At 72.8% G+C, this 19041-nt stretch carries 17 protein-coding genes and 6 tRNA genes; 9 read left to right on the top strand and 14 right to left on the bottom strand.

The genetic code is table 11. The features are described 5' to 3' along the window. The first annotated feature begins 92 nt into the window (after positions 1-92). From ACWGN5_RS26310 to ACWGN5_RS26285, 6 genes are all read left to right on the top strand, one after another. Positions 93-165, top strand: a tRNA-Gly gene (locus ACWGN5_RS26310). A 39-nt stretch (positions 166-204) separates the two neighbouring features. Beyond that, positions 205-278: transfer RNA gene (locus tag ACWGN5_RS26305), tRNA-Cys, on the top strand. Position 279: 1 nt separating this feature from the next. Continuing rightward, positions 280-351: transfer RNA gene (locus tag ACWGN5_RS26300), tRNA-Val, on the top strand. A gap of 34 nt (positions 352-385) precedes the next feature. After that, positions 386-460: transfer RNA gene (locus ACWGN5_RS26295), tRNA-Val, on the top strand. Between the two features lie 27 nt (positions 461-487). Next, positions 488-559, top strand: a tRNA-Val gene (locus ACWGN5_RS26290). Positions 560-587: 28 nt separating this feature from the next. Beyond that, a tRNA-Val gene (locus ACWGN5_RS26285) sits at positions 588-662 on the top strand. A gap of 91 nt (positions 663-753) precedes the next feature. Here ACWGN5_RS26285 and ACWGN5_RS26280 read toward each other — a convergent pair. The 3 genes from ACWGN5_RS26280 to ACWGN5_RS26270 all read right to left on the bottom strand — a co-directional run bounded on the left by ACWGN5_RS26280 (position 754) and on the right by ACWGN5_RS26270 (position 2433). After that, a complete protein-coding gene (locus tag ACWGN5_RS26280) occupies positions 754-1047 on the bottom strand; it encodes a TFIIB-type zinc ribbon-containing protein (RefSeq protein ID WP_453519434.1) in 294 nt (97 codons plus the stop codon). Positions 1048-1114: 67 nt separating this feature from the next. Next, entirely contained in the window at positions 1115-2083 is a 969-nt protein-coding gene (locus tag ACWGN5_RS26275; RefSeq protein WP_453519432.1) for an aminoglycoside phosphotransferase family protein, read from the bottom strand. Between the two features lie 182 nt (positions 2084-2265). Beyond that, entirely contained in the window at positions 2266-2433 is a 168-nt protein-coding gene (locus ACWGN5_RS26270; RefSeq protein WP_351188179.1) for a hypothetical protein, read from the bottom strand. A 503-nt stretch (positions 2434-2936) separates the two neighbouring features. Between ACWGN5_RS26270 and ACWGN5_RS26265 the strand changes: the two genes are divergently transcribed. After that, entirely contained in the window at positions 2937-4136 is a 1200-nt protein-coding gene (locus ACWGN5_RS26265) for a protein kinase domain-containing protein (RefSeq protein WP_453519429.1), read from the top strand. Positions 4137-4185: 49 nt separating this feature from the next. Here the strand turns inward: ACWGN5_RS26265 and ACWGN5_RS26260 are convergent, their stop codons facing one another. The 8 genes from ACWGN5_RS26260 to ACWGN5_RS26225 all read right to left on the bottom strand — a co-directional run bounded on the left by ACWGN5_RS26260 (position 4186) and on the right by ACWGN5_RS26225 (position 15113). Further along, entirely contained in the window at positions 4186-5004 is an 819-nt protein-coding gene (locus ACWGN5_RS26260; RefSeq protein ID WP_453519427.1) for a TrmH family RNA methyltransferase, read from the bottom strand. 62 nt (positions 5005-5066) lie between these two features. Further along, complete coding sequence (gene cobA / locus ACWGN5_RS26255; protein WP_453519425.1) at positions 5067-6323, bottom strand: uroporphyrinogen-III C-methyltransferase; 1257 nt, start codon at positions 6321-6323, stop codon at positions 5067-5069. Between the two features lie 204 nt (positions 6324-6527). After that, on the bottom strand, positions 6528-9971 hold the full coding sequence (gene cobT, locus ACWGN5_RS26250) for a nicotinate-nucleotide--dimethylbenzimidazole phosphoribosyltransferase (protein ID WP_453519423.1): 3444 nt from the start codon (positions 9969-9971) through the stop codon (positions 6528-6530). A gap of 306 nt (positions 9972-10277) precedes the next feature. Then, positions 10278-11522 (bottom strand): precorrin-6y C5,15-methyltransferase (decarboxylating) subunit CbiE, encoded by a 1245-nt coding sequence (cbiE, locus tag ACWGN5_RS26245; RefSeq protein ID WP_453519421.1) that lies wholly within the window; start codon positions 11520-11522, stop codon positions 10278-10280. A gap of 73 nt (positions 11523-11595) precedes the next feature. Further along, positions 11596-12231: a GNAT family N-acetyltransferase gene (locus ACWGN5_RS26240; RefSeq protein ID WP_369143210.1), complete on the bottom strand. Its 636-nt coding sequence runs from the start codon at positions 12229-12231 to the stop codon at positions 11596-11598. A gap of 220 nt (positions 12232-12451) precedes the next feature. Then, positions 12452-13306: a MetQ/NlpA family ABC transporter substrate-binding protein gene (locus ACWGN5_RS26235; protein WP_453519418.1), complete on the bottom strand. Its 855-nt coding sequence runs from the start codon at positions 13304-13306 to the stop codon at positions 12452-12454. Between the two features lie 92 nt (positions 13307-13398). Further along, positions 13399-14067 (bottom strand): methionine ABC transporter permease, encoded by a 669-nt coding sequence (locus ACWGN5_RS26230; protein WP_041128301.1) that lies wholly within the window; start codon positions 14065-14067, stop codon positions 13399-13401. Then, complete coding sequence (locus ACWGN5_RS26225) at positions 14064-15113, bottom strand: methionine ABC transporter ATP-binding protein (protein WP_453519415.1); 1050 nt, start codon at positions 15111-15113, stop codon at positions 14064-14066. Before ACWGN5_RS26225 ends, ACWGN5_RS26230 begins: the two co-directional genes overlap by 4 nt. 561 nt (positions 15114-15674) lie before the next feature. Here ACWGN5_RS26225 and ACWGN5_RS26220 point away from each other — a divergent pair. Continuing rightward, positions 15675-16037, top strand: coding sequence for a hypothetical protein (locus ACWGN5_RS26220; RefSeq protein WP_453519413.1), 363 nt, complete (start codon positions 15675-15677; stop codon positions 16035-16037). A 2-nt stretch (positions 16038-16039) separates the two neighbouring features. Beyond that, positions 16040-16456 (top strand): hypothetical protein, encoded by a 417-nt coding sequence (locus tag ACWGN5_RS26215; protein WP_453519411.1) that lies wholly within the window; start codon positions 16040-16042, stop codon positions 16454-16456. A gap of 43 nt (positions 16457-16499) precedes the next feature. Here the strand turns inward: ACWGN5_RS26215 and ACWGN5_RS26210 are convergent, their stop codons facing one another. The 3 genes from ACWGN5_RS26210 to ACWGN5_RS26200 form a co-directional block, all read right to left on the bottom strand. Further along, complete coding sequence (locus ACWGN5_RS26210) at positions 16500-16988, bottom strand: GNAT family N-acetyltransferase (RefSeq protein ID WP_453519409.1); 489 nt, start codon at positions 16986-16988, stop codon at positions 16500-16502. Positions 16989-17025: 37 nt separating this feature from the next. Further along, positions 17026-17610, bottom strand: coding sequence for a sigma-70 family RNA polymerase sigma factor (locus ACWGN5_RS26205; protein WP_453519408.1), 585 nt, complete (start codon positions 17608-17610; stop codon positions 17026-17028). A gap of 241 nt (positions 17611-17851) precedes the next feature. Beyond that, positions 17852-19021, bottom strand: a complete 1170-nt coding sequence (locus ACWGN5_RS26200; protein WP_453519407.1) for a glycerophosphodiester phosphodiesterase — start codon at positions 19019-19021, stop codon at positions 17852-17854. Between the last annotated feature and the right edge of the window lie 20 nt (positions 19022-19041).

Genomic DNA, 19041 nt, shown 5'->3' with positions numbered 1-19041 from the left:
AGCACGCTGCGGAAACGCGTTTTTGTACTGGCCCAGGAATCCGCTAGAGTTCAACACGTCGCCGGGACGCGCAAGCGGAACGGAAACGACAAGCGGACGTGGCTCAGTTGGTAGAGCATCACCTTGCCAAGGTGAGGGTCGCGAGTTCGAATCTCGTCGTCCGCTCGATGTGGGGGATCTTCCCGAACCCCCGTATTCACTCCTGGTGGAGTGGCCGAGAGGCGAGGCAACGGCCTGCAAAGCCGTCTACACGGGTTCAAATCCCGTCTCCACCTCCAAGGACGATTAGCTCAGCGGGAGAGCGCTTCCCTGACACGGAAGAGGTCACTGGTTCAATCCCAGTATCGTCCACTGGATCTTCGGATCTCGGGTCTTCGGATCCCCCGCGCGATTAGCTCAGCGGGAGAGCGCTTCCCTGACACGGAAGAGGTCACTGGTTCAATCCCAGTATCGCGCACCACAGTTCACGCACCCCTCGGGTGCGCCCGCGCGATTAGCTCAGCGGGAGAGCGCTTCCCTGACACGGAAGAGGTCACTGGTTCAATCCCAGTATCGCGCACGCAGTACGAGCACCTTCGGGTGTACCCGCGCGATTAGCTCAGCGGGAGAGCGCTTCCCTGACACGGAAGAGGTCACTGGTTCAATCCCAGTATCGCGCACCATCGGGAAGCCCCCGGTCGCAGCTCGCGGCCGGGGGCTTCCTCGTGCCCGGAACGGGGCCGGTCGGGACCGGCGGGTGCCGGTCCCGTTCGGTCAGGAGGAGAAGAGCATCCGCCCGAAGCCGCCCTGGCGGTAGTGGCCGCCGTGGTGACCACCGTGGTGGCCGCCGTGGTGCGGGGCGCCCCAGGCGGGCGCGGCGGGGGCGGGCTGCGCCGGGTAGGCCGGCGGGGCGGGCGGGGCCTGCTGGACCCACTGGGACTCCAGGCGGGTCAGGGCCTCCAGCTCGCCGTAGTCCAGGAATATGCCCCGGCAACCGCTGCACTGCTCGATCTGGACGCCGTTGCGGTTGTACGTGTGCATGGCCGCATGGCACTTGGGACACTGCATGCTCGGCTCAACTCCCTGACATCGCCGTTCGAATGGTGGCTTCACCTTACGTGGACGCCGAAAGGGCCTACCCGGTTCGACGTCCGGCGATGCGGGCACAGGTGTCGATCATCACTTCCTCGACCTCGTCGAGGGGCCGGCGCTCGGCCGTGGCCTTGGCGAGCGCGAGCGCCGCGGTCTGGACCGTCAGCGCCCGTGCGGGCACGTCGAGCCGGTCCCATGGATCGGCGCCCACGGCGGGGCCGCCCGCCTCCTGGTACGCGCCGAGGAAGCGGGACCAGATCTCCGGCGGCAGGATCCCGGCGGCGAACCACGCGGCGGGCCGGGCCAGATCCCAGGCGGGGTCGCCGAGCCCCAGGTCGTCGATGTCTATCAGCCGCCAGGGCCCCCGGGGTCCCGGGCGGGTGTCGCGGACCAGCTGACCGAGGTGGAAGTCGCCGTGGCAGAGGAGCCGGTACGCCGCGGGGGCCTCCGGGACCGTTCGCCAGGCGTCCAGGACGGTGGCGGCCGCCGGGTGGTCCGGGGCCGTGCGGCGCATCCGGTCCACGGCCAGCGCCGCCTTGGCGGGGGCCCGCATCTCCGGGAGGCGCTCGGCCAGGGCGGGCGGGGGCGGGGTGCGGTGCAGCAGGGCGAGGAGCCGCGCCGCCTCCTCCCACGGTGCGGCGTCGGGGTCCTCCGGGGCGACCGGCGGACCGTACGGCCAGAGCGTGACCGGGCGGCCGTCGAGCGCGTCGGGGCCGGACCGCGGCAGCGGGAGCGGCGGCAGGAAGACGCCGCCGACGCCCTGGTGCGCGGCCAGCGCCAGCCGTACGCGATGGGCCTCGGGGTCCGTCCCGGGCGCGTGCGCCTTCGCGACCAGGTCCCCGTGCCGTACGACGGTCCCGTCGTCCCGGTCGGCCAGCACCCCGACCAGGCCGCTCGCGCAGCGGCAGGGATCGTCCTCCGGCGCCGGGTGAGCCGCCGTGTGCGCCAGGGCGGCCAGGGGGTGGAGCGGGGGTGCGCTCGGGGTGGGGGGCTTCCGGGGTGCTGAGTCCACTCCCGGAGCGTACGGGGTGCTTCGGGTGCCGTCGGCGGCCGGTTCCGGTCCGGGGAACGCGCGAGGGCCGGTCAGCTCCCCAGCTGACCGGCCCCACGCTGCCGTCCGCCGCACCCCCGTCCCCACGGGGTTGATGGCCGGATGTCCCGACCCGGGCCGCTCTCCCGGGTCCGGGGCGCCGCTCAGCGCCCCAGCATCACGCCCACGGACGACGCCTGTGTGACCACCGCTTCCCAGCCGCCGAAGACGACTACGAGCAGGGCCGCGAGAGGGAGGACCATGGCCGTGGCCACCAGGGGGTGACGGCGGCTCGAAGGCCGGGTGGTCGTCCGGTGTGCCGTGTACGCCATGGTTCCTCTCCTGTCGTGTCTGACGCGGCGGGTGCGTGACCTCGGGGGACGAGTGCTGCACCCGCCGCTTGACCTCAACACTAGGGAGCGGGAAGCGCCGGGACGTCATGCCCGCGTATCGACTTCCGGGCCTCCCGGAGGATGAGGCCCCGCCATGCGGCGTACTCCCCTGGGTGGAGACGGACCCCCGGAAGCCGGGGTCTTCCCGGAAGGGTGGCCAGACGTTCGGCGTGGCGGCGTGACTTCGCTCACTTCCCCGGGTCCCGTGGTCGCGGGTGGGTCCGGTGGCCTCGCGGGCCGTCCTCCCGGGCGTCCTGACGGATCTCGGACCGCTCGTCAAGTGGGGTGCCGGGGGCGGGGGTTGAGGGCCGTGCTCGGGGGCGCCGGTCCCCCGGCGTCCCCCTCAGCACTGACAATCGATCCCGCGGCGAGGGCGCGGCCTATGAGCGCGTACGGGCGCCACTACGTAAGCTGTGCCACGTCGAACGGACGAGGGGACGGACATGGCGATGATGCGGCTCCGGCGCGAGGATCCGCGGATCGTCGGGTCGTTCCGGCTCCACCGCAGGCTGGGGGCCGGCGGGATGGGCGTCGTTTACCTGGGATCCGACCGGCGCGGCCAGCGGGTGGCGCTGAAGGTGATCCGGCCCGACCTCGCCGAGGACCAGGAGTTCCGGTCCCGCTTCGCCCGCGAGGTGTCGGCGGCCCGGCGGATCCGGGGCGGCTGCACCGCCCGGCTCGTCGCGGCCGATCTGGAGGCCGAGCGCCCCTGGTTCGCCACCCAGTACGTGCCCGGTCCCTCGCTGCACGACCGGGTCGCCGAGGAGGGCGGGCTGCGCGCCGCCGACGTGGCCTCCATCGGGGCCGCCCTGTCGGAGGGCCTCGTCGCCGTCCACGAGGCCGGCGTCGTCCACCGTGACCTCAAGCCGTCGAACATCCTGCTGTCGCCCAAGGGGCCCCGGATCATCGACTTCGGGATCGCCTGGGCGACGGGCGCGAGCACCCTCACCCATGTCGGCACCGCCGTCGGCTCGCCCGGCTTCCTCGCGCCCGAGCAGGTGCGCGGGGCCGCCGTCACCCCCGCCACCGACGTCTTCTCGCTCGGTGCCACCCTGGCGTACGCGGCCATGGCCGACTCCCCCTTCGGGCACGGCAGTTCCGAGGTCATGCTCTACCGCGTCGTGCACGAGGAGCCTCAGCTCCACGGAGTGCCGGACGCGCTCGCGCCGCTGATCCGGGCCTGCCTCGCCAAGGACCCGGAAGACCGGCCCAGCACCCTGCAGCTGTCCATGCGACTCAAGGAGATCGCGGCGCGCGAGGCCCAGGGGCTTCCCGTCTCGCGGCCGCCGGTGCAGCGCGAGCGGACCGAGGAGCGGAACACCGTCAGGCCCACCGAGCGGTACACCGATCGCGATGTGCCCGGTGGACGTGGGCCGGAGCGTGGTTCCGAACGGGACGCCTCCGGCCGCGGGCCCGAGCGGACGGCCGGGCGTGGGCCCTCCTCCCGGCCGTCGGCCGGCCCCCGGACCGGGGGTTCGCGGGGGCCTCAGTCCCGGCCCGGGACCCGGCCCGGAGCCCGGTCCACGTCGACCGGCAGCCGCCCCGCCAACCCTCGGCTGCTGCGGCAGCGGCTCTTCGTCTTCGTGGTCGTGACGCTGATCGTGGCCCTCGGCATCGCCGCCGCCCAGGCCCTTCAGGGCTGACGCCTGTCCGGCCCTGGTCCGCCGGACAGGCCCTGGTGCCCGTCGGAGGTCAGGCTTCCGGGCGGCCCGTCGCCACCGCGTAGAACGCCACCGCCGCCGCCGCGCCCACGTTGAGCGAGTCGACGCCGTGGGCCATCGGGATCCTGACCCACTCGTCCGCGGCCCGCAGGGCCTGCGTGGACAGGCCGTCGCCCTCCGCTCCGAGCATCAGCGCCACCCGCTCCAGGCGGTGCGGGGCGGCCTCGTCGATCGAGGTCGCCTTCTCCGCCGGGGTCAGCGCGAGGAGCTTGAAGCCCGCCTCCCGTACCGCTTCCAGGCCTCGGGGCCAGGTGTCCAGGCGGGCGTACGGCACCGAGAACACCGCGCCCATCGACACCTTCACCGAGCGGCGGTACAGCGGGTCCGCGCAGTCCGGGGACAGCAGGACCGCGTCCATGCCGAGCGCGGCGGCGCTGCGGAAGATGGCGCCGATGTTGGTGTGGTCGTTCACCGACTCCATGACCACCACCCGGCGGGCGCCGGCGAGCAGGTCGCTCGCCTCCGGGAGCGGCTTGCGCTGCATGGACGCGAGGGCGCCACGGTGCACGTGGTAGCCGGTGACCCGTTCCGCCAGGTCCGGCTGGATCGCGTACACCGGCGCCGGGACCTCGTCGATGACGTCCCGCATGACGTCCACCCACTTGGCGGAGAGCAGCATCGACCGCATCTCGTAACCGGCCTGCTTCGCGCGGCGGATGACCTTCTCGCCCTCCGCGATGAACAGGCCCTCGGCCGGCTCGCGCCTGCGGCGCAGCTCGACGTCGGTCAGGCCGGTGTAGTCGCGCAGGCGCGGGTCGTCGGGGTCGTCGATCGTGATGAGTTCGGCCACGAGGTGATACTGCCTTGTCCGGGGTGTGGTGCCAATGTGCGGGAAGGTTTGGTTACCCCTGGTTACGCAGGGGTGTCGCTTCCGTGGTTCTTCGTCAGCTTGTCGGGGCCCTCGGTCACCACGTCGCCGATGACGATGACCGCCGGCGGGCGGACCTCCTCCGCCCTGACGGTCTCCGCGACCGTCGCCAGCGTGGCGTCCACCCGGCGCTGCGTCGCCGTCGTGCCCTCCTGGACCAGGGCCAGGGGGGTGTCCGGGCTCTTGCCGTGGGCGATCAGCGCCTCGGCGATCTTCCCGATCTTGTCCACTCCCATGAGGATCACGAGCGTGCCCGTGAGCTTCGCCAGCGACGCCCAGTCGACCAGCGAGCGCGGGTCGTCCGGGGCCACGTGGCCGCTGACCACCGTGAACTCGTGCGCCACCCCGCGGTGCGTCACCGGGATGCCGGCCGCTCCCGGGACCGAGATCGAGCTGGAGATGCCCGGAACCACCGTGCAGGCGATGCCCTCGGCCGCCAGGGCCTGGGCCTCCTCCATGCCACGGCCGAAGACGAAGGGGTCCCCGCCCTTGAGGCGGACCACCGACCTGCCCTGCTTCGCGTGCTCGATCAGGGCGTTGTTGATGGCCTCCTGGGCCATGAAACGGCCGTACGGGATCTTCGCCGCGTCGATCACCTCGACGTGCGGCGGCAGCTCGTCCAGGAGGTCCCGGGGGCCGAGCCGGTCCGCGATGACCACGTCCGCCTCCGCGAGCAGCCTGCGGCCGCGGACGGTGATCAGGTCCGGGTCGCCGGGGCCGCCGCCCACCAGGGCGACGAAGGGCGTACGGGCGCGGTGCGCGGGCGCGGCGATCGAACCGTCGCGGAGGCCCTCGACGATCGCGTCCCGCACGGCCGCGGAGCGGCGGGGGTCGTGGCCCGTGAGCACCGCCACGGTGATGCCCGCGTCCCGGCCGGTCGCCGGGGTCCAGGCCGTCGCCGCCTCCGCGTCGTCCGCTCGTACGCACCAGGTCCTGGTGCGCTCGGCCTCGGCCGAAGCTGCCGCGTTCGCCGCCGGGTCCGTCGTCGCCACCAGGGCGTACCAGGCCTCTGCCAGGTCGCCCTCCTCGTACCTGCGCTTGATCCAGGTGATCTCGCCCGTCTCCGCCATCGCGTCCACGGACGGGGTCGCGGAGGGGGAGATCAGGGTGATCTCGGCTCCTGCGGCGATCAGCGCCGGGAGGCGGCGCTGGGCCACCTGGCCGCCGCCGAGGACGACGACGCGGCGGCCGGCGAGGCGCAGTCCGACGGGGTAGGCGGGGTGCTCGGCGTTCTCTGCCATGGGTGAGCGGCTCCTCGGAGAGCGTGGCGGTGCGGGCGAGGGTGCCGCTGCTGCGGTGGAGCGGCTCGTTCATGGTCACGATAGCGGTGACCTGGACGTTGCTTGGTGTGACGGATGTCCCCCGCCGGTGGATCGGTGCGTGGGGGACGCTCAAAACAGCACGTCCCCCGCTCCCGTTCGTGGGTGGGGGGACGCGCCGCGGTGCTACTTCTCGGTGACTCCCGCCGAGTCGAACGTGGCCACCTCGTGCATCGCGCGGGCCGCGCTCTGCACCAGCGGGAGGGCAAGCAGCGCGCCCGTGCCCTCGCCGAGGCGGAGGTCCAGGTCGACCAGCGGGCGCAGGCCCAGCTTGTTCAGCGCCGCCACGTGGCCCGGCTCGGCGCTGCGGTGGCCCGCGATGCACGCCGCGAGCGACTCGGGCGCGATGGCGCGGGCGACGAGAGCCGCCGCGCCGGTGGACACGCCGTCGAGGATGACCGGGGTACGGAGCGAGGCCGCGCCCAGGATCAGGCCCACGAGGGCTGCGTGCTCCAGGCCGCCGACCGCCGACAGGACACCGATCGGGTCCGCCGGGTCCGGCTTGTGCAGGTCCAGGGCGCGCCGGACCACGTCCACCTTGCGGGCGTGCGTCTCGTCGTTGATGCCCGTGCCCCGGCCCGTGACCTCGGCCGCGTCCACCCCGGTGTAGACCGAGATCAGCGCCGCGGACGCCGTGGTGTTCGCGATGCCCATCTCGCCCGTCAGCAGGGCCTTGTTGCCGGCCGCCACGAGGTCGCGGGCCGTCTCGATGCCCACCTCGATCGCCGCCAGGACCTCTTCCCGGGTCATCGCCGGACCCGTGGTGAAGTCACCCGTGCCCGGGCGGACCTTGCGGGGAAGGAGGCCCGGGGTGGCCGGGAGTTCCGACTTCACGCCCACGTCGATGACGCAGACCTCGGCGCCCACCTGGTTCGCGAACGCGTTGCAGACCGCTCCCCCGCCGAGGAAGTTGGCCACCATCTGGCCCGTGACCTCCTGCGGCCACGGCGTGACGCCCTGGGCGTGGACCCCGTGGTCACCGGCGAAGATCGCCACGGCCGCCAGCTCCGGGATCGGCGGCGGGCAGACCCGGGACAGACCCGAGAGCTGGGCGGAGATGATCTCCAGCATGCCCAGCGCCCCGGCGGGCTTCGTCATGCGCTTCTGGCGCTCCCACGCCTCGCCGAGCGCCTTCGCGTCCAGCGGGCGGATGTTCGCGACGGTCTCCTGGAGGAGGTCGTGCGGCTCCTCGCCCGGCAGGGCGCGACGGCCGTACGTCTCCTCGTGGACCACCCAGGCCAGCGGGCGGCGCTTCGACCAGCCCGCCTGCATCAGCTCCGGCTCGTCCGGGAACTCGTCGACGTAGCCCACGCAGAGGTACGCCACCACTTCGAGGTGCTCGGGAAGTCCGAGGGTACGGACCATCTCGCGCTCGTCGAAGAAGCTGACCCAGCCCACGCCGAGGCCCTCGGCGCGGGCCGCCAGCCAGAGGTTCTCCACGGCGAGGGCCGAGGAGTACGGGGCCATCTGCGGCTGCGTGTAGCGGCCGAGCGTGTGGCGGCCGCCCCGGGTGGGGTCGGCGGTCACGACGATGTTCACCGGGGTGTCGAGGATCGCCTCGATCTTCAGTTCCTTGAACTGCTTCGCCCGGGCCTTCGGCAGCGACTTGGCGTAGGCCTCGCGCTGACGCTGGGCCAGCTCGTGCATCGTCTGCCGGGTCTCCGCCGAGCGGATCACGACGAAGTCCCACGGCTGCGAGTGACCCACGCTCGGCGCGGTGTGGGCCGCCTCCAGGACGCGGAGGAGCACCTCGTGCGGGATCGGGTCGCTGCGGAAACCGTTCCGGATGTCGCGGCGCTCCCGCATCACGCGGAGCACCGCCTCGCGCTCGGCGTCGTCGTAGCCCGGGGCCGGGGAGTCCGGGCGGGGCTCCCCTTCGGTGTCCGAGAGTTCCTGAGGCTCCGTCTCGGCTTCCGGCTGCGCCTGGACCTCGGCCTCGGGCTCCGGCTGCGCCTGGACCTCGGCCTCGGCCTCGGTCTCGGCCTCCGGCTGGACCTGCGGCTCCGCTTCGGGGGCTGCCTCGGCCTGCTCGGGAAGGTCCTCGGCCACGACCGGGATCTCCTCGGCCACCGCCTCCACCGGCACTTCGGTCGGCTCTTCGGCCTGGGTCTCGGCGGGGGCTTCGGCCTGGGTCTCGGCGGGAGCTTCGGCCTGAGGCTCAGCGGGGGTCTCCGCCGTTGCCGGCTGTTCGGGGGCTGCCGCCTCCACCACGGGCTCCACGACCTGCTCGGCCGGAACCTCCACGGGCGCGACCTCGACGGCCTCGGCCTGGACCTCGCCGGGCGCGACCTCGACCGGGGCAACCTCGACGGGCGCGACCTCGACCGGGGCAACCTCGCCGGGCGCGACCTCGACGGGGGCAGCCTCGACCGGCGCGACCTCCGCGGGCGTCTCGGCCTGCGTCGGCTCTTCGATCGGCTGCGCGGGCTCGGCCGGGGCCTCGGCGGGGGCCTCGGCCACCTGCGGCTCGGCCGCCTCGACCGGTACGGCCTCCTCGGCCTCGCGCGGGGCCGGGACCGTGGCCTCGGGGGCCGCTTCCTCGGGGGCCGGGACGGGCTCCGGGGTCGGCTCCACCACGGCTTCGGGCGCCTCGGGGGCCTCCTGCGGCTCGACCGGCTCCGTCGCCTCGGCGACCGGCGTCGGCTCGGCGGCCTGGGGGGTCTCCGGCGTCGGGACCGGGGCCAGGTGCGGGGTCGTCGGGACCGAGCCCTCGACCTGGACGAACTGGGCCGCCGGCGGGACGACCGTTTCTGCGGGCGCCACCTGCTCCTGCGGCTGCGCGACCCACGGCTCGGCGCCCTGCGGGGCGAGCTGCTGGTCCTGCGCGATCTCGAAGTACTCGGGGCCGGTGGTCGGCGGGCCCTGGGTCCGCAACGGCATCGGGGCGGGGGCCGTCGCCACGACCGGCTCCGCGGCGGGCGCGGGCTGCGGGGCGGGCGCCGGGGCCGCGGCCGGGCCGCGGTCGGCGAGGGACAGCACGACGCCGCCGCCGGCGTCGGGGACCGGCGGGCCCATGTGCAGCGGGCGCCGTGCCGGAGGCGGGGTCGCGGACGCCGCGGGCGGGGGCACGCGGACGCCGCCGAGGTCGACGGAGCCGGAGTCGCGGCCGGCCGCCTCGTGGGCGCCGGTGTCGAGGATGCCCGGCTCGTAGCCGTGCTCGGTGACGACGGGGACGCCGTGCGCCGGGGTGCCGAGCGGCACGCCCTGCGGCGGGGTCTGGCCCTGCGGGGCTGTCAGGACGTCGGCGAGCGCCACGCCGTCGGGGAGCGGGCCCGTGAGCGGGTCCGGCAGCGGGTCGGTGAGCGGGTCGCCCATCGGGACCGGCACGCCCTGGTTCGGGACCACGGGGGCCGGCGGCGGAACGGCGACCGGCGGCGCGGGCACGACGCCCGGCGGGTGCTCGCTCCAGGCACCCTGGGCGCCCGGCATCAGGAGCAGGTCGTCGTCCTCGGTGGTGTGCTCGGAGGGGTCCAGGAAGGTGTACGCGCCCGGAGCGGGGATGCCCGGCTGCTCGACCATGCCTGCGTTCTCCGGCAGCCCCTCGCCCGGGACCTGGCCGGTGTCCGTCATGCGTACCCCTCGCCCATCGCTTGTGCTCCTTCAGACCTGCGCCCGTCGACAAGAACGAGCGCGCGCGCCGCGCGGCACGAAGCACACGCGGACACCCACACATTGTCGCGGCCTTCGGCCATCGTGGCAGGGAGATCTGCCACGGTGCGCTGTGGACTGCGCCACGTCGCGCGGTCCCCCCTTGTCACGTACCACATCGGTGGCGCAAAGCGGCCACCAATTCGGGACATTGACGAACAGAGCGCCGAACGTCCCGGTGCGGTACAACAATCGGCCAGCCTACCCTGCCCCGGTGGGGCGGCCTGGTCACGGGGCTCGGTCGATCCTGCGTCCGGACAGCAGGAACACGACCGAACGCTCGCGTTCCGACCAGTCGTCCGGGTCGAGTCCGACGGTCTGGAGGAGGAGGCTCTCGACGGCGTAGCCGCCGTCGCCGAGGGCGGCGCCGATCGCCTCGGCCTCGTCGCGGGTGGAGGCGTGGGCGACGATGCGTTCGGGGCGCCGGTCGGTGCAGGCGGTGACGACGGGAACGCCGCCGGCCGCGATCCGTACGACGTCCGGCTCGGGCAGGGTCTCCAGGACGTGCGGGGCGCGGCCCTGGACGGTCTGGAGGGGCACTCCGTGGCGGCGGGCCGCCCGTTCGGTGCGGGCGCAGGCGCCCGGGTCGGCGTCGACGGCGATGACGGCGGCGCCGAAGCGGGCCGCCTCCACGGAGAAGGCGCCGCCCGCGCAGCCGATGTCCCAGACGAGGTCGCCGGTGCGGGGCCCGAGGCGGGCGAGTTGGGCGGCGCGGAGGGCGGGGTCCGCGCCCGCGCCCGGGCGGACCCGGCCGGTTCCCGGGCTCTCGTCCTCGGAGTCGTACTCCTCGGTGGGAAGTCCCCAGCCGCGGACCGGGCGGGCGGCGGGGTCCTGGCCCATCAGCCAGGGGGCGGTGGGGGTGCCGCCGACCGCGCCGCCGATGACGAGGACGACGTTCGGGTCGCGCCAGCTGTGGTCGGCGGCCTTGTCGGAGGTGAGGACGGAGACCTGTTCGCGGTCGGTGCCGAGCTGCTCGCAGACGACGAAGGTGCGGTGGACGCCTTCGAGGAGGAGGGCGAGTTCGGCGGGTCCGGCGCCCGGGGAGGTGAGGACGGCGACCTTGGGGTGGGCGCGGCAGACGTTGACGGCCCGGCGCAGGGTGCGCTGGTGGGCGACGACGATCCGGGCGTCCTCCCAGGGCATGCCGGCGCGTGCGAAGGCGGCGGCGACGGAGGAGACGGCGGGGACGACCTCGACCTCCAGGCCGTGCTCGGGGGCGCGCAGGGTGCGGACGACGCCGAAGAAGCCGGGGTCGCCGTCGGCGAGGACGACGGCGGTGCCGCGGTGTGTCGCGATGCGGCGGGCGGCGAGGTCGACGCTGCCCAGGCGGATGCGTTCGGCGGCGGGCGGCACCTCGGGCAGCGCCAGGTGGTGGGCGGCGCCGGCCACGAGGGTGGCGGCGGAGAGCGCGGACCGGGCCGCCGCGGTGAGGGGCGAGCCGTCCCAGCCGATCACCGTGACGCGGTCGGCCATCGTCGTCTGTCTCCCTCTGGTGTTGTCGCAGGTCGGGGGCGTGCCGAGCGTACCCCGGGTTCGTTCCGAGGGTTCAGCTCCAGTCGGTGTACGAGGAGTAGCCGGCCTCGGCCATCTGGTCGGCGACGCCGTCGAGGTCCTCGGGGAGGAGGCCCCAGACGATGAAGTCGGTGCGCAGTTCGGCCCAGGTGCCGTCCTCGGTGCGGGTGCGGGCTATGCAGGCGTTGCGGAGGACGCCTTCGCTGATGCAGCCGATCTTCTGGGCGACCTGCTGGGAGGCGGTGTTGTCGGCGGCGGTGCGCAGTTCCAGGCGTTCGAACTTCTGGTCGCCGAAGAGCCACTGGGCGGTGGCGAGCGCGGCTTCGGAGGCGTAGCCCTCGCCGCGGGCCCAGGGGGCGATGATGTAGGACATCTCGGTGGAGCGGACGCGCCAGTCGGTGTTGCTCAGCTGGACGATGCCGACCAGACGCTGGGTCAGGAACTCGGTGACGGCGAGGTCGAGGCCCCGGCCCGCCGCGCGTTCGGTGGGGGCGTACTCGGTGATCCAGCCGCGTGCGGCGTCCTCGGTGTAGGGCTGGGGCACGGCCGTCCAGGCGGCGACCATCTCGTCGTTCATCATCTCGGCGAGGGCGGGGGCGTCCGCCTCGTCGAGCGCGCGCAGCACCAACCGGTCCGTGTTGATGGAGATGTCCGGAAAGGTGGTAGTCATGCGCAGCTCCATGCCGTGGACCGTCCGAATCGAGCGTGAACGCACAGCATGCAGCATGCGGCCGCCGGTGCGCATGGCCGGGTCGGGTGTGCCGGGGGTGTCGGGGGGCGGGTGTGGCGGAGGCCCCGCGCATCGGACGGGATGCGGGGGCCTCCTGCTCAAGGACTGTACGGGGGAACCGGTCTGACGGTCCCTCGGACGTCCGTCCTGCGGTGCGGCCTTACTGGGCGGCGCCGAAGGCGGGGATGACCGAGCCCTTGTAGGTGTCCTCGATGTACTTCTTCACCTCGGGCGAGTTGAGGAGCTCGGCGAGCTTCTGCACGCGGGCGTCCTTCTCGTTGCCCTCCTTGACGGCGAGGAAGTTGGCGTACGGGTTGCCCTCCGACTTCTCCAGGGCGAGGGCGTCCTTCGCCGGGGAGAGCTTGGCCTCGATGGCGTAGTTGCCGTTGATGACGGCGGCGTCGACGTCGTTCAGGGCGCGGGGCACGGTGGCGGCCTCCAGCTCCTTGAACTCCAGGCCCTTCTTGTCGGTGATGTCGGAGAGCTTGGCGTCGGTGCCGACACCGTCCTTGAGGGTGATGAGGCCGTTCTCGGCGAGGAGGTGGAGCGCGCGGCCCTCGTTGGTGGTGTCGTTGGGGACGGCGATGGTCTGGCCGGCCTTGATGTCCTTCACCGACTTGAGGCTCTTGGAGTAGAGACCCAGCGGCTCCAGGTGGACGTTGACCACCGGGACGATGGTGGTCTTGTTCTTCTTGTTGAAGTCGTCGAGGTACGGCTTGTGCTGGAAGAAGTTGGCGTCGACCTGGCCGGACTGGGTGGCGGTGTTCGGCAGGACGTAGTCCGTGAACTCCTTCACCTCCAGCTTCAGGCCGGCCTTGGCGGCCAGGTTGTCCTTGACGAAGTTGAGGATGTCGGCGTGCGGCGTCGGGGACGCGGCGACGACGAGCGGCTTGTCGGCGGCGCCGGCCGAGTCCTTGGAGGAGGACGGGTCCGAGGAGGTGCCGCAGGCGGTGAGGCCGAGGGCCAGGGCGGCGGTGGCGGCGATACCGGCGGTGAGCTTGATGTTCTTACGCACGAAGAGTGCCTCTTTCCGGTGGAGCGGTGGACGCCTGGACAACAAGTCCGGGCTGTTCTTCGAAAACGAAGTCTTGGGGTGGCCGGGGGCCGTTACGCGGTACGGCCCCGGCGGGCGAGGAGTCGGACGACTCCGTCGCCGATGAGCTGGACGACGGTCACGATGGCGACCAGGACGACGACGGTGACCAGCATGAAGGTGGTGTCGAAGCGCTGGTATCCGTAGGTGACGGCCTTGGAGCCGAGGCCTTCACCGCCGACCGCGCCGGCCATCGCCGAGTACCCGATGAGGACGATCACGGTGGTGGTGACGGCCGAGACCAGCGAGGGCAGGGCCTGCGGGAGCAGCACCTTGCGGACGATGGTGGGGATGCCGCCGCCCATGGCCTGGACGGCTTCGACGAGTCCGTGGTCGACCTCGCGGATCGCGGTCTCGACGAGGCGCGCGAAGAAGGGGATGGCGCCGATGGCGAGCGGCACGATCATCGCGGTCGGGCCGATGAAGGTGCCGACGACGAAGGTCGTGAAGGGGATCAGGGCGATCAGCAGGATGATGAACGGCAGCGAACGCCCGACGTTCACGATCGCACCGACGACCTTGTTCACCGGCCGGTTCTGCAGCAGTCCGCCCTTGTCCGTGAGGACGAGGAGGATGCCGAGCGGCAGGCCGCCGACGATGGTGACGACGGTGGCCCACAGGACCATGTAGAGGGTGTCGACGGTGCCCTGCTCGAGCAGGGGCTGCATCTCCGACCAGGTCACTTGGCACCTTCCTTGACCAGTACCGGCGCGTTGTCTTCCACGGTGTCCTCCACGAGCTCGACCTGGAGGCCCTGCTCGCGCAGGAAGCCGACCGGGACGACGTTCTCCTCGTACCGCCCGGGCAGTTCGATCCGCATCCGGCCGATCTGCTTGCCGCCGACGGTGTCCATCGCCGCCCCGAGGATCGAGATGTCGATGTTGTACGTGCGGGAGAGCTGGGAGATCACCGGCTGGGTCGCGGCCTCGCCGTGGAAGGTGACGTCCACGACGGTCCGGTCGGGGCCCGTGGGGGCGCCGCTGACCGGGAACAGCTCGGCCGCCAGCTGCGAACCGGGGGTGGCGAGGAGTTCGCCGACGGTGCCGGACTCGACGACGCGGCCGCGCTGCATCAGGGCGGCGGAGTCGCAGATCGTCTTGACGACGTCCATCTCGTGCGTGATGAGCAGGACGGTGAGGCCCAGCTGCTCGTTGAGGTCACGCAGGAGCTGGAGGATGGAGCGGGTGGTCTCCGGGTCGAGGGCGCTGGTGGCCTCGTCGGAGAGCAGGACCTTGGGCTTGCCGGCGAGGGCGCGGGCGATGCCGACGCGCTGCTTCTGGCCGCCGGAGAGCTGGCCGGGGTAGGCCTTGGCCTTGTCGGCGAGGCCGACGAGGTCGAGGAGTTCGAGGGCGCGGCGGGAGCGCTCGGCGCCGGAGACGCCGAGGATCTCCAGGGGGAGCTCGATGTTGTCCTTGACCGTGCGGGAGGACAGCAGGTTGAAGTGCTGGAAGACCATGCCGATGCTGCTGCGCGCCCGGCGCAGGTCCTTGCCCGCGCGGCGGCTCTTCCCGGCGAGGGCGGTGAGGTCGACGCCGTCGACGGTCACGGTGCCGGAGGTGGGGCGCTCCAGGAGGTTGACGCAGCGGATGAGCGAGGACTTGCCGGCGCCGCTCTGGCCGATCACGCCGAACACCTCGCCCTCGCGGACGTGGAGGTCGACGCCGTCGAGCGCGGTGACCTGCCGGCCGCGCGACTCGTAGACCTTGGTCAGGCCCGAAGTGGTGATCACAGGGGTTTCCGTCACTGTCGAGTGCGCGACGCGGGGTCCGTCGTGCACGGGGCATTCGTCATTTCGGACAGTCAGGCGCACGGGGAGGCTGCTCCGGCTGGTGGCCGGTCGGCAGCGGTGCGCGGGGCAGGCACGGTCCGGCGCCGGATGGCGGTCGGATCGGCTCGGCCGTCGGGGTCTCGCTTCGGGGCGCGAGGCTCAGTCGGGGGCCCTCAGATGGCGCACATTCGACACATACAACGAGCACCGGGCGTCGTGTTCGCCTCGGTCGCAAGGGTGCGGCTGCTCGTCGTGGTCATGGCTGCAAGTAAAACATGCGCAGCTGCGAAGGGAAGGGGGCTGTCCGAATAGCGGACGCCGTTGAGACGGTATGCGGACGCGCCGGAGCCGGCCGTCGGCGCGTCTTTCCGTGCGTGGCCTGGACGGATCCGACCCTGGGCCGGGGGTCTGCGGGGAGGGTGATCGGGTACGGGATGTGGCCAAGGCCACGCGGTCGGAGAGGTCTCGCGGAGGCGGGGGGCGAGCGCATCGGGCCATTCCAGCCGTAATACCCTCGGGCGCATGCTTGACGCCCTGACGGTCGCGGTCTCCGTGGCCGCGCTCGCCCTCGCCGCCTGGTGCGGCTTCGCCGCCTTCCGCGACCAGCCGACCAAGGACTGGCACTTCATCGGCATGGCCGTGGTGACCTTCCTGGTCCTGGTCCAGCTGATCGTCGGCATCGTGCAGCTGGTGCGCGGCGAGAAGGCCGAGGAGGGCACGACGATCTTCGTCGCCTATCTGCTCGGCGCGCTGTGCGCGGTGCCCATCGCCGGTTTCATGTCGCTCGCGGAGCGCAGCCGGTGGGGTTCGGCGACGGTGGCGGCCGGCGCGGTCGTCCTGGCCGTGCTCGAAGTGCGTCTCTACGACATCTGGACGGTGGGCTGACCATGACGACGACCGAGACCCAGGGGAAGACCCGTCTGGTCACGGGCCCGGGCATGCTGCTCGTCTGGCTGTACGGCGTGATGTCGGTCGGCGCGGTCTCCCGCTCGATCTACCAGATCGCGACGGAGTTCGACCGTGCGCCGCTCGCGTACGGCCTGTCGGCGGTGGCCGCGGTCGTCTACGTCTTCATCACGTACACGCTGGTGCGCGGTGGGGAGAAGGCCCGCAGGGCGGCGCTGGTGTGCTGCGCCGCCGAGCTCGCGGGCGTGCTGATCGTGGGCACCTGGACGCTGGTGGAGCCGTCCGCCTTCCCGGACGCCACGGTCTGGTCGGACTTCGGCTACGGCTACATCTTCATTCCGGTGCTGCTGCCGCTGACCGGCATCTGGTGGCTGCGGAAGTCGGCCGCGGCCGCCTGAGGCCGCCTGAGCGGTGTCCCGAGGGGCTGGGGGCCGGGGCCGCCTAGGCGGCCTTCTCCAGGGTGACCAGGGTGAGCCTCGGGCCGAGTTCGCGGGTGCTCACCTGCGCGTAGCCCTTGCTGCGGTAGAGGCGGAGATTGCCCTCGCTGCGGTGGCCGGTGAAGAGCTGGAAGCGTTTGGCGGACGCCGTCTCCTCGGCCTCCGAGGCGAAGTGGCGCTCGATGCCGTCGAGGAGGCGGCCGCCGAGGCCGTGGCGCTGCATGCGCGGGTGGACGATGAGCTTGGCGATCCGGACCGTGCCGTCCTCGTCGATGCGGGCCCGTACGGAGGCGACGACCTCTTCGCCGAGCCGGGCCACGAGCCCGTACCCCTCGTCCAGTTCGGCGCGCAGGGCGTCGAGCGACTGGGTGAGCGGTTCGATGGACCAGTCCCCGTACAGCTCCGCCTCGCTCTGGTAGCAGAGGTACTGCAGCTTCAGGATGTGCTCCGCGTCCTGCGGTTCCGCTGCTGAGATGGTCACACTCAGGCCCATGTGTGCACGCCTCCCGCTCATCTGGTCGATCATCGGTTTACCGCACCCTTCCCCGTCGACCGGGGGCGGGAACCTCTGCAGCCAGCATTCTGCGCAGGCATCCCAGGCATCGGGAACGCATCGGCCCCAGACTGCCCTGTGAGATACCCAACTCTCCTGCGATTTCCCGGTAGGTGGGGTCCTCCGGGTCGAGCATCGCGGTGAGCACCTTCGGGCAGCGGCCGGGTGTCCTGGTGACGGCGGCGCGCAGGGTGCGGCGGCCCTCGGCGACGAGCAGGTCGTGCTCCGGGGAGCCGTGCGGCTCGGCGCCGCCCGGTTCGTGGACGGGTTCGTCCCGGTAGGGGCGTTCGCGGTCGTGGGTCCTGCGCGCGCGGCGCGCCTCCGCGCGGACGGCGCGGCGCAGCCATTCGGCGGGCCTCTCGGGGGCTGTGCCGGTCTCCTGGAGCTGCTCCAGGAGGCGGAGCCAGACGGCCTGTTCGAGGTCGCCCGGGTCGACGCCGGCGGCCGGTGCCTCGGCGTCGGACTCGGCGGAGAGCAGCGGGGCGAGGGTGGCGAGGAGGCCGGGGGCGGGGTTCGCGTGCGCGGCGGATCCGGTCTCGGGGAGCGTCTCGGGGGAGGTCATGACCGGCACGATGCCGGGGTGCGCGGGCGTGGTTGCGGTACGGGGCGTAAACCACCCGGGAGGGGGTCGTACGGCGCGGCGGTCCGCCCGTACGGCCCCCTCGGGTCGGGCCTGTCCGCCCGTACGGGTCAGGTCTGTCCGCTCGTACGACCCCCTGGGGTCGGGCCTGTCCGCCCGTACGGGTCACGTCTGTCCGCCCGTACGGGTCAGGTCTGTCCGCCCGTACGGCCCTCTCGGCGGGTCAGTCGCGGGTGGCGAGGTCCGCGGCGGCGAGCAGGGCGGTGTCCGGGTTGTCGGAGAAGATGCCGTCGATCCCCGTCTCCAGGTACCGCTTGAGGGCGCCGAAGGCGTCGCCGTACGCCGTCGGGTCCGTGCCCTTGCGGAAGTCCGCGGGCAGGAAGGCGTTCTCATTGCGGTGCGTGTACGGGTGGAGGATCAGCCCCTCGGCGTGCGCGTCGCGGACCAGGGTGGTCGGGGTGCCGAGCCGCCCGCTCGCGTCCTTCGGGATGACCAGGTCGAGCGTGGGGCCGATGCCCTGCGCGTACGAGGCGATCCAGCGCAGGCCCTCCGGGGTGACGAGGTCGGCGACCGTGCGCGGGTCCCCGGCCTCGACGAAGTCCCAGGGGCGGCTGCTCGCGCCGGAGAGCAGGACGACACCCGGGGCGTCCACCAGCTTCGCCAGGCGCTGGATGCTGCTGGGCTCGAAGGACTGGAGGAAGACCGGGGAGTTCGCGCGGTGGCGTCCGTACCGGCGCAGCAGCTTCGCGAGGCGCTCCTCCAGGCCGAGGCCGAGGGCGCGGAAGTAGCTGGGGTGCTTGGTCTCGACGTGGAGCCAGATCTCGCGGCCCCGGCGGCGGCCCTCCTCCTCGGCCCAGATCAGGACCTCCTCGAAGGTGGGGACGGTCCAGCGGCCGTCGTAGAGGGTGTTCTCCTGGCGGGTGCCGGGGATGCGCTCCTTGGCCCGCAGGGTCTTGAGCTCGGCGAGCGTGAAGTCCTCGGTGAACCAGCCGGTGAGGGCGACGCCGTCGACGGTCTTGGTGGTCTTCCGGGAGGCGAACTCGGGGTGGTCGGCGACGTCGGTGGTGCCGGTGATGTCGTTCTCGTGGCGGCAGACCAGGTGTCCGTCCCGGGTGGGGACGAGGTCCTGCTCGACGACGTGGGCGCCGAGGTCGAGGGCGTGCCGGTAGGAGCCGAGGGTGTGCTCGGGGCGGTAGCCGCTGGCGCCCCGGTGGCCGATGACGGTGGGGACGGGGAGGGAGCGGTAGCCGCGGCCGCGGCCGGGGGTGCCGTCCGGGGCGGCGGCCTGAGCGGTGCCGGTGGCGGCGAGGGCCGTGGAGGAGCCGAGGACGGTGGCGCCCGCCGCTCCGAGAACCGTCCGTCGTGCCGGGGTCCGGCGTTCGCCCTGGGTCATGAGGGATCCTCCTGTGTGAG

It is taken from the genome of Streptomyces sp. NPDC055815 (genome assembly GCF_053616475.1).
The sequence above is the reverse complement of the archived record's forward strand: the minus strand, read 5'-3'. Positions and strand labels throughout refer to the sequence as shown.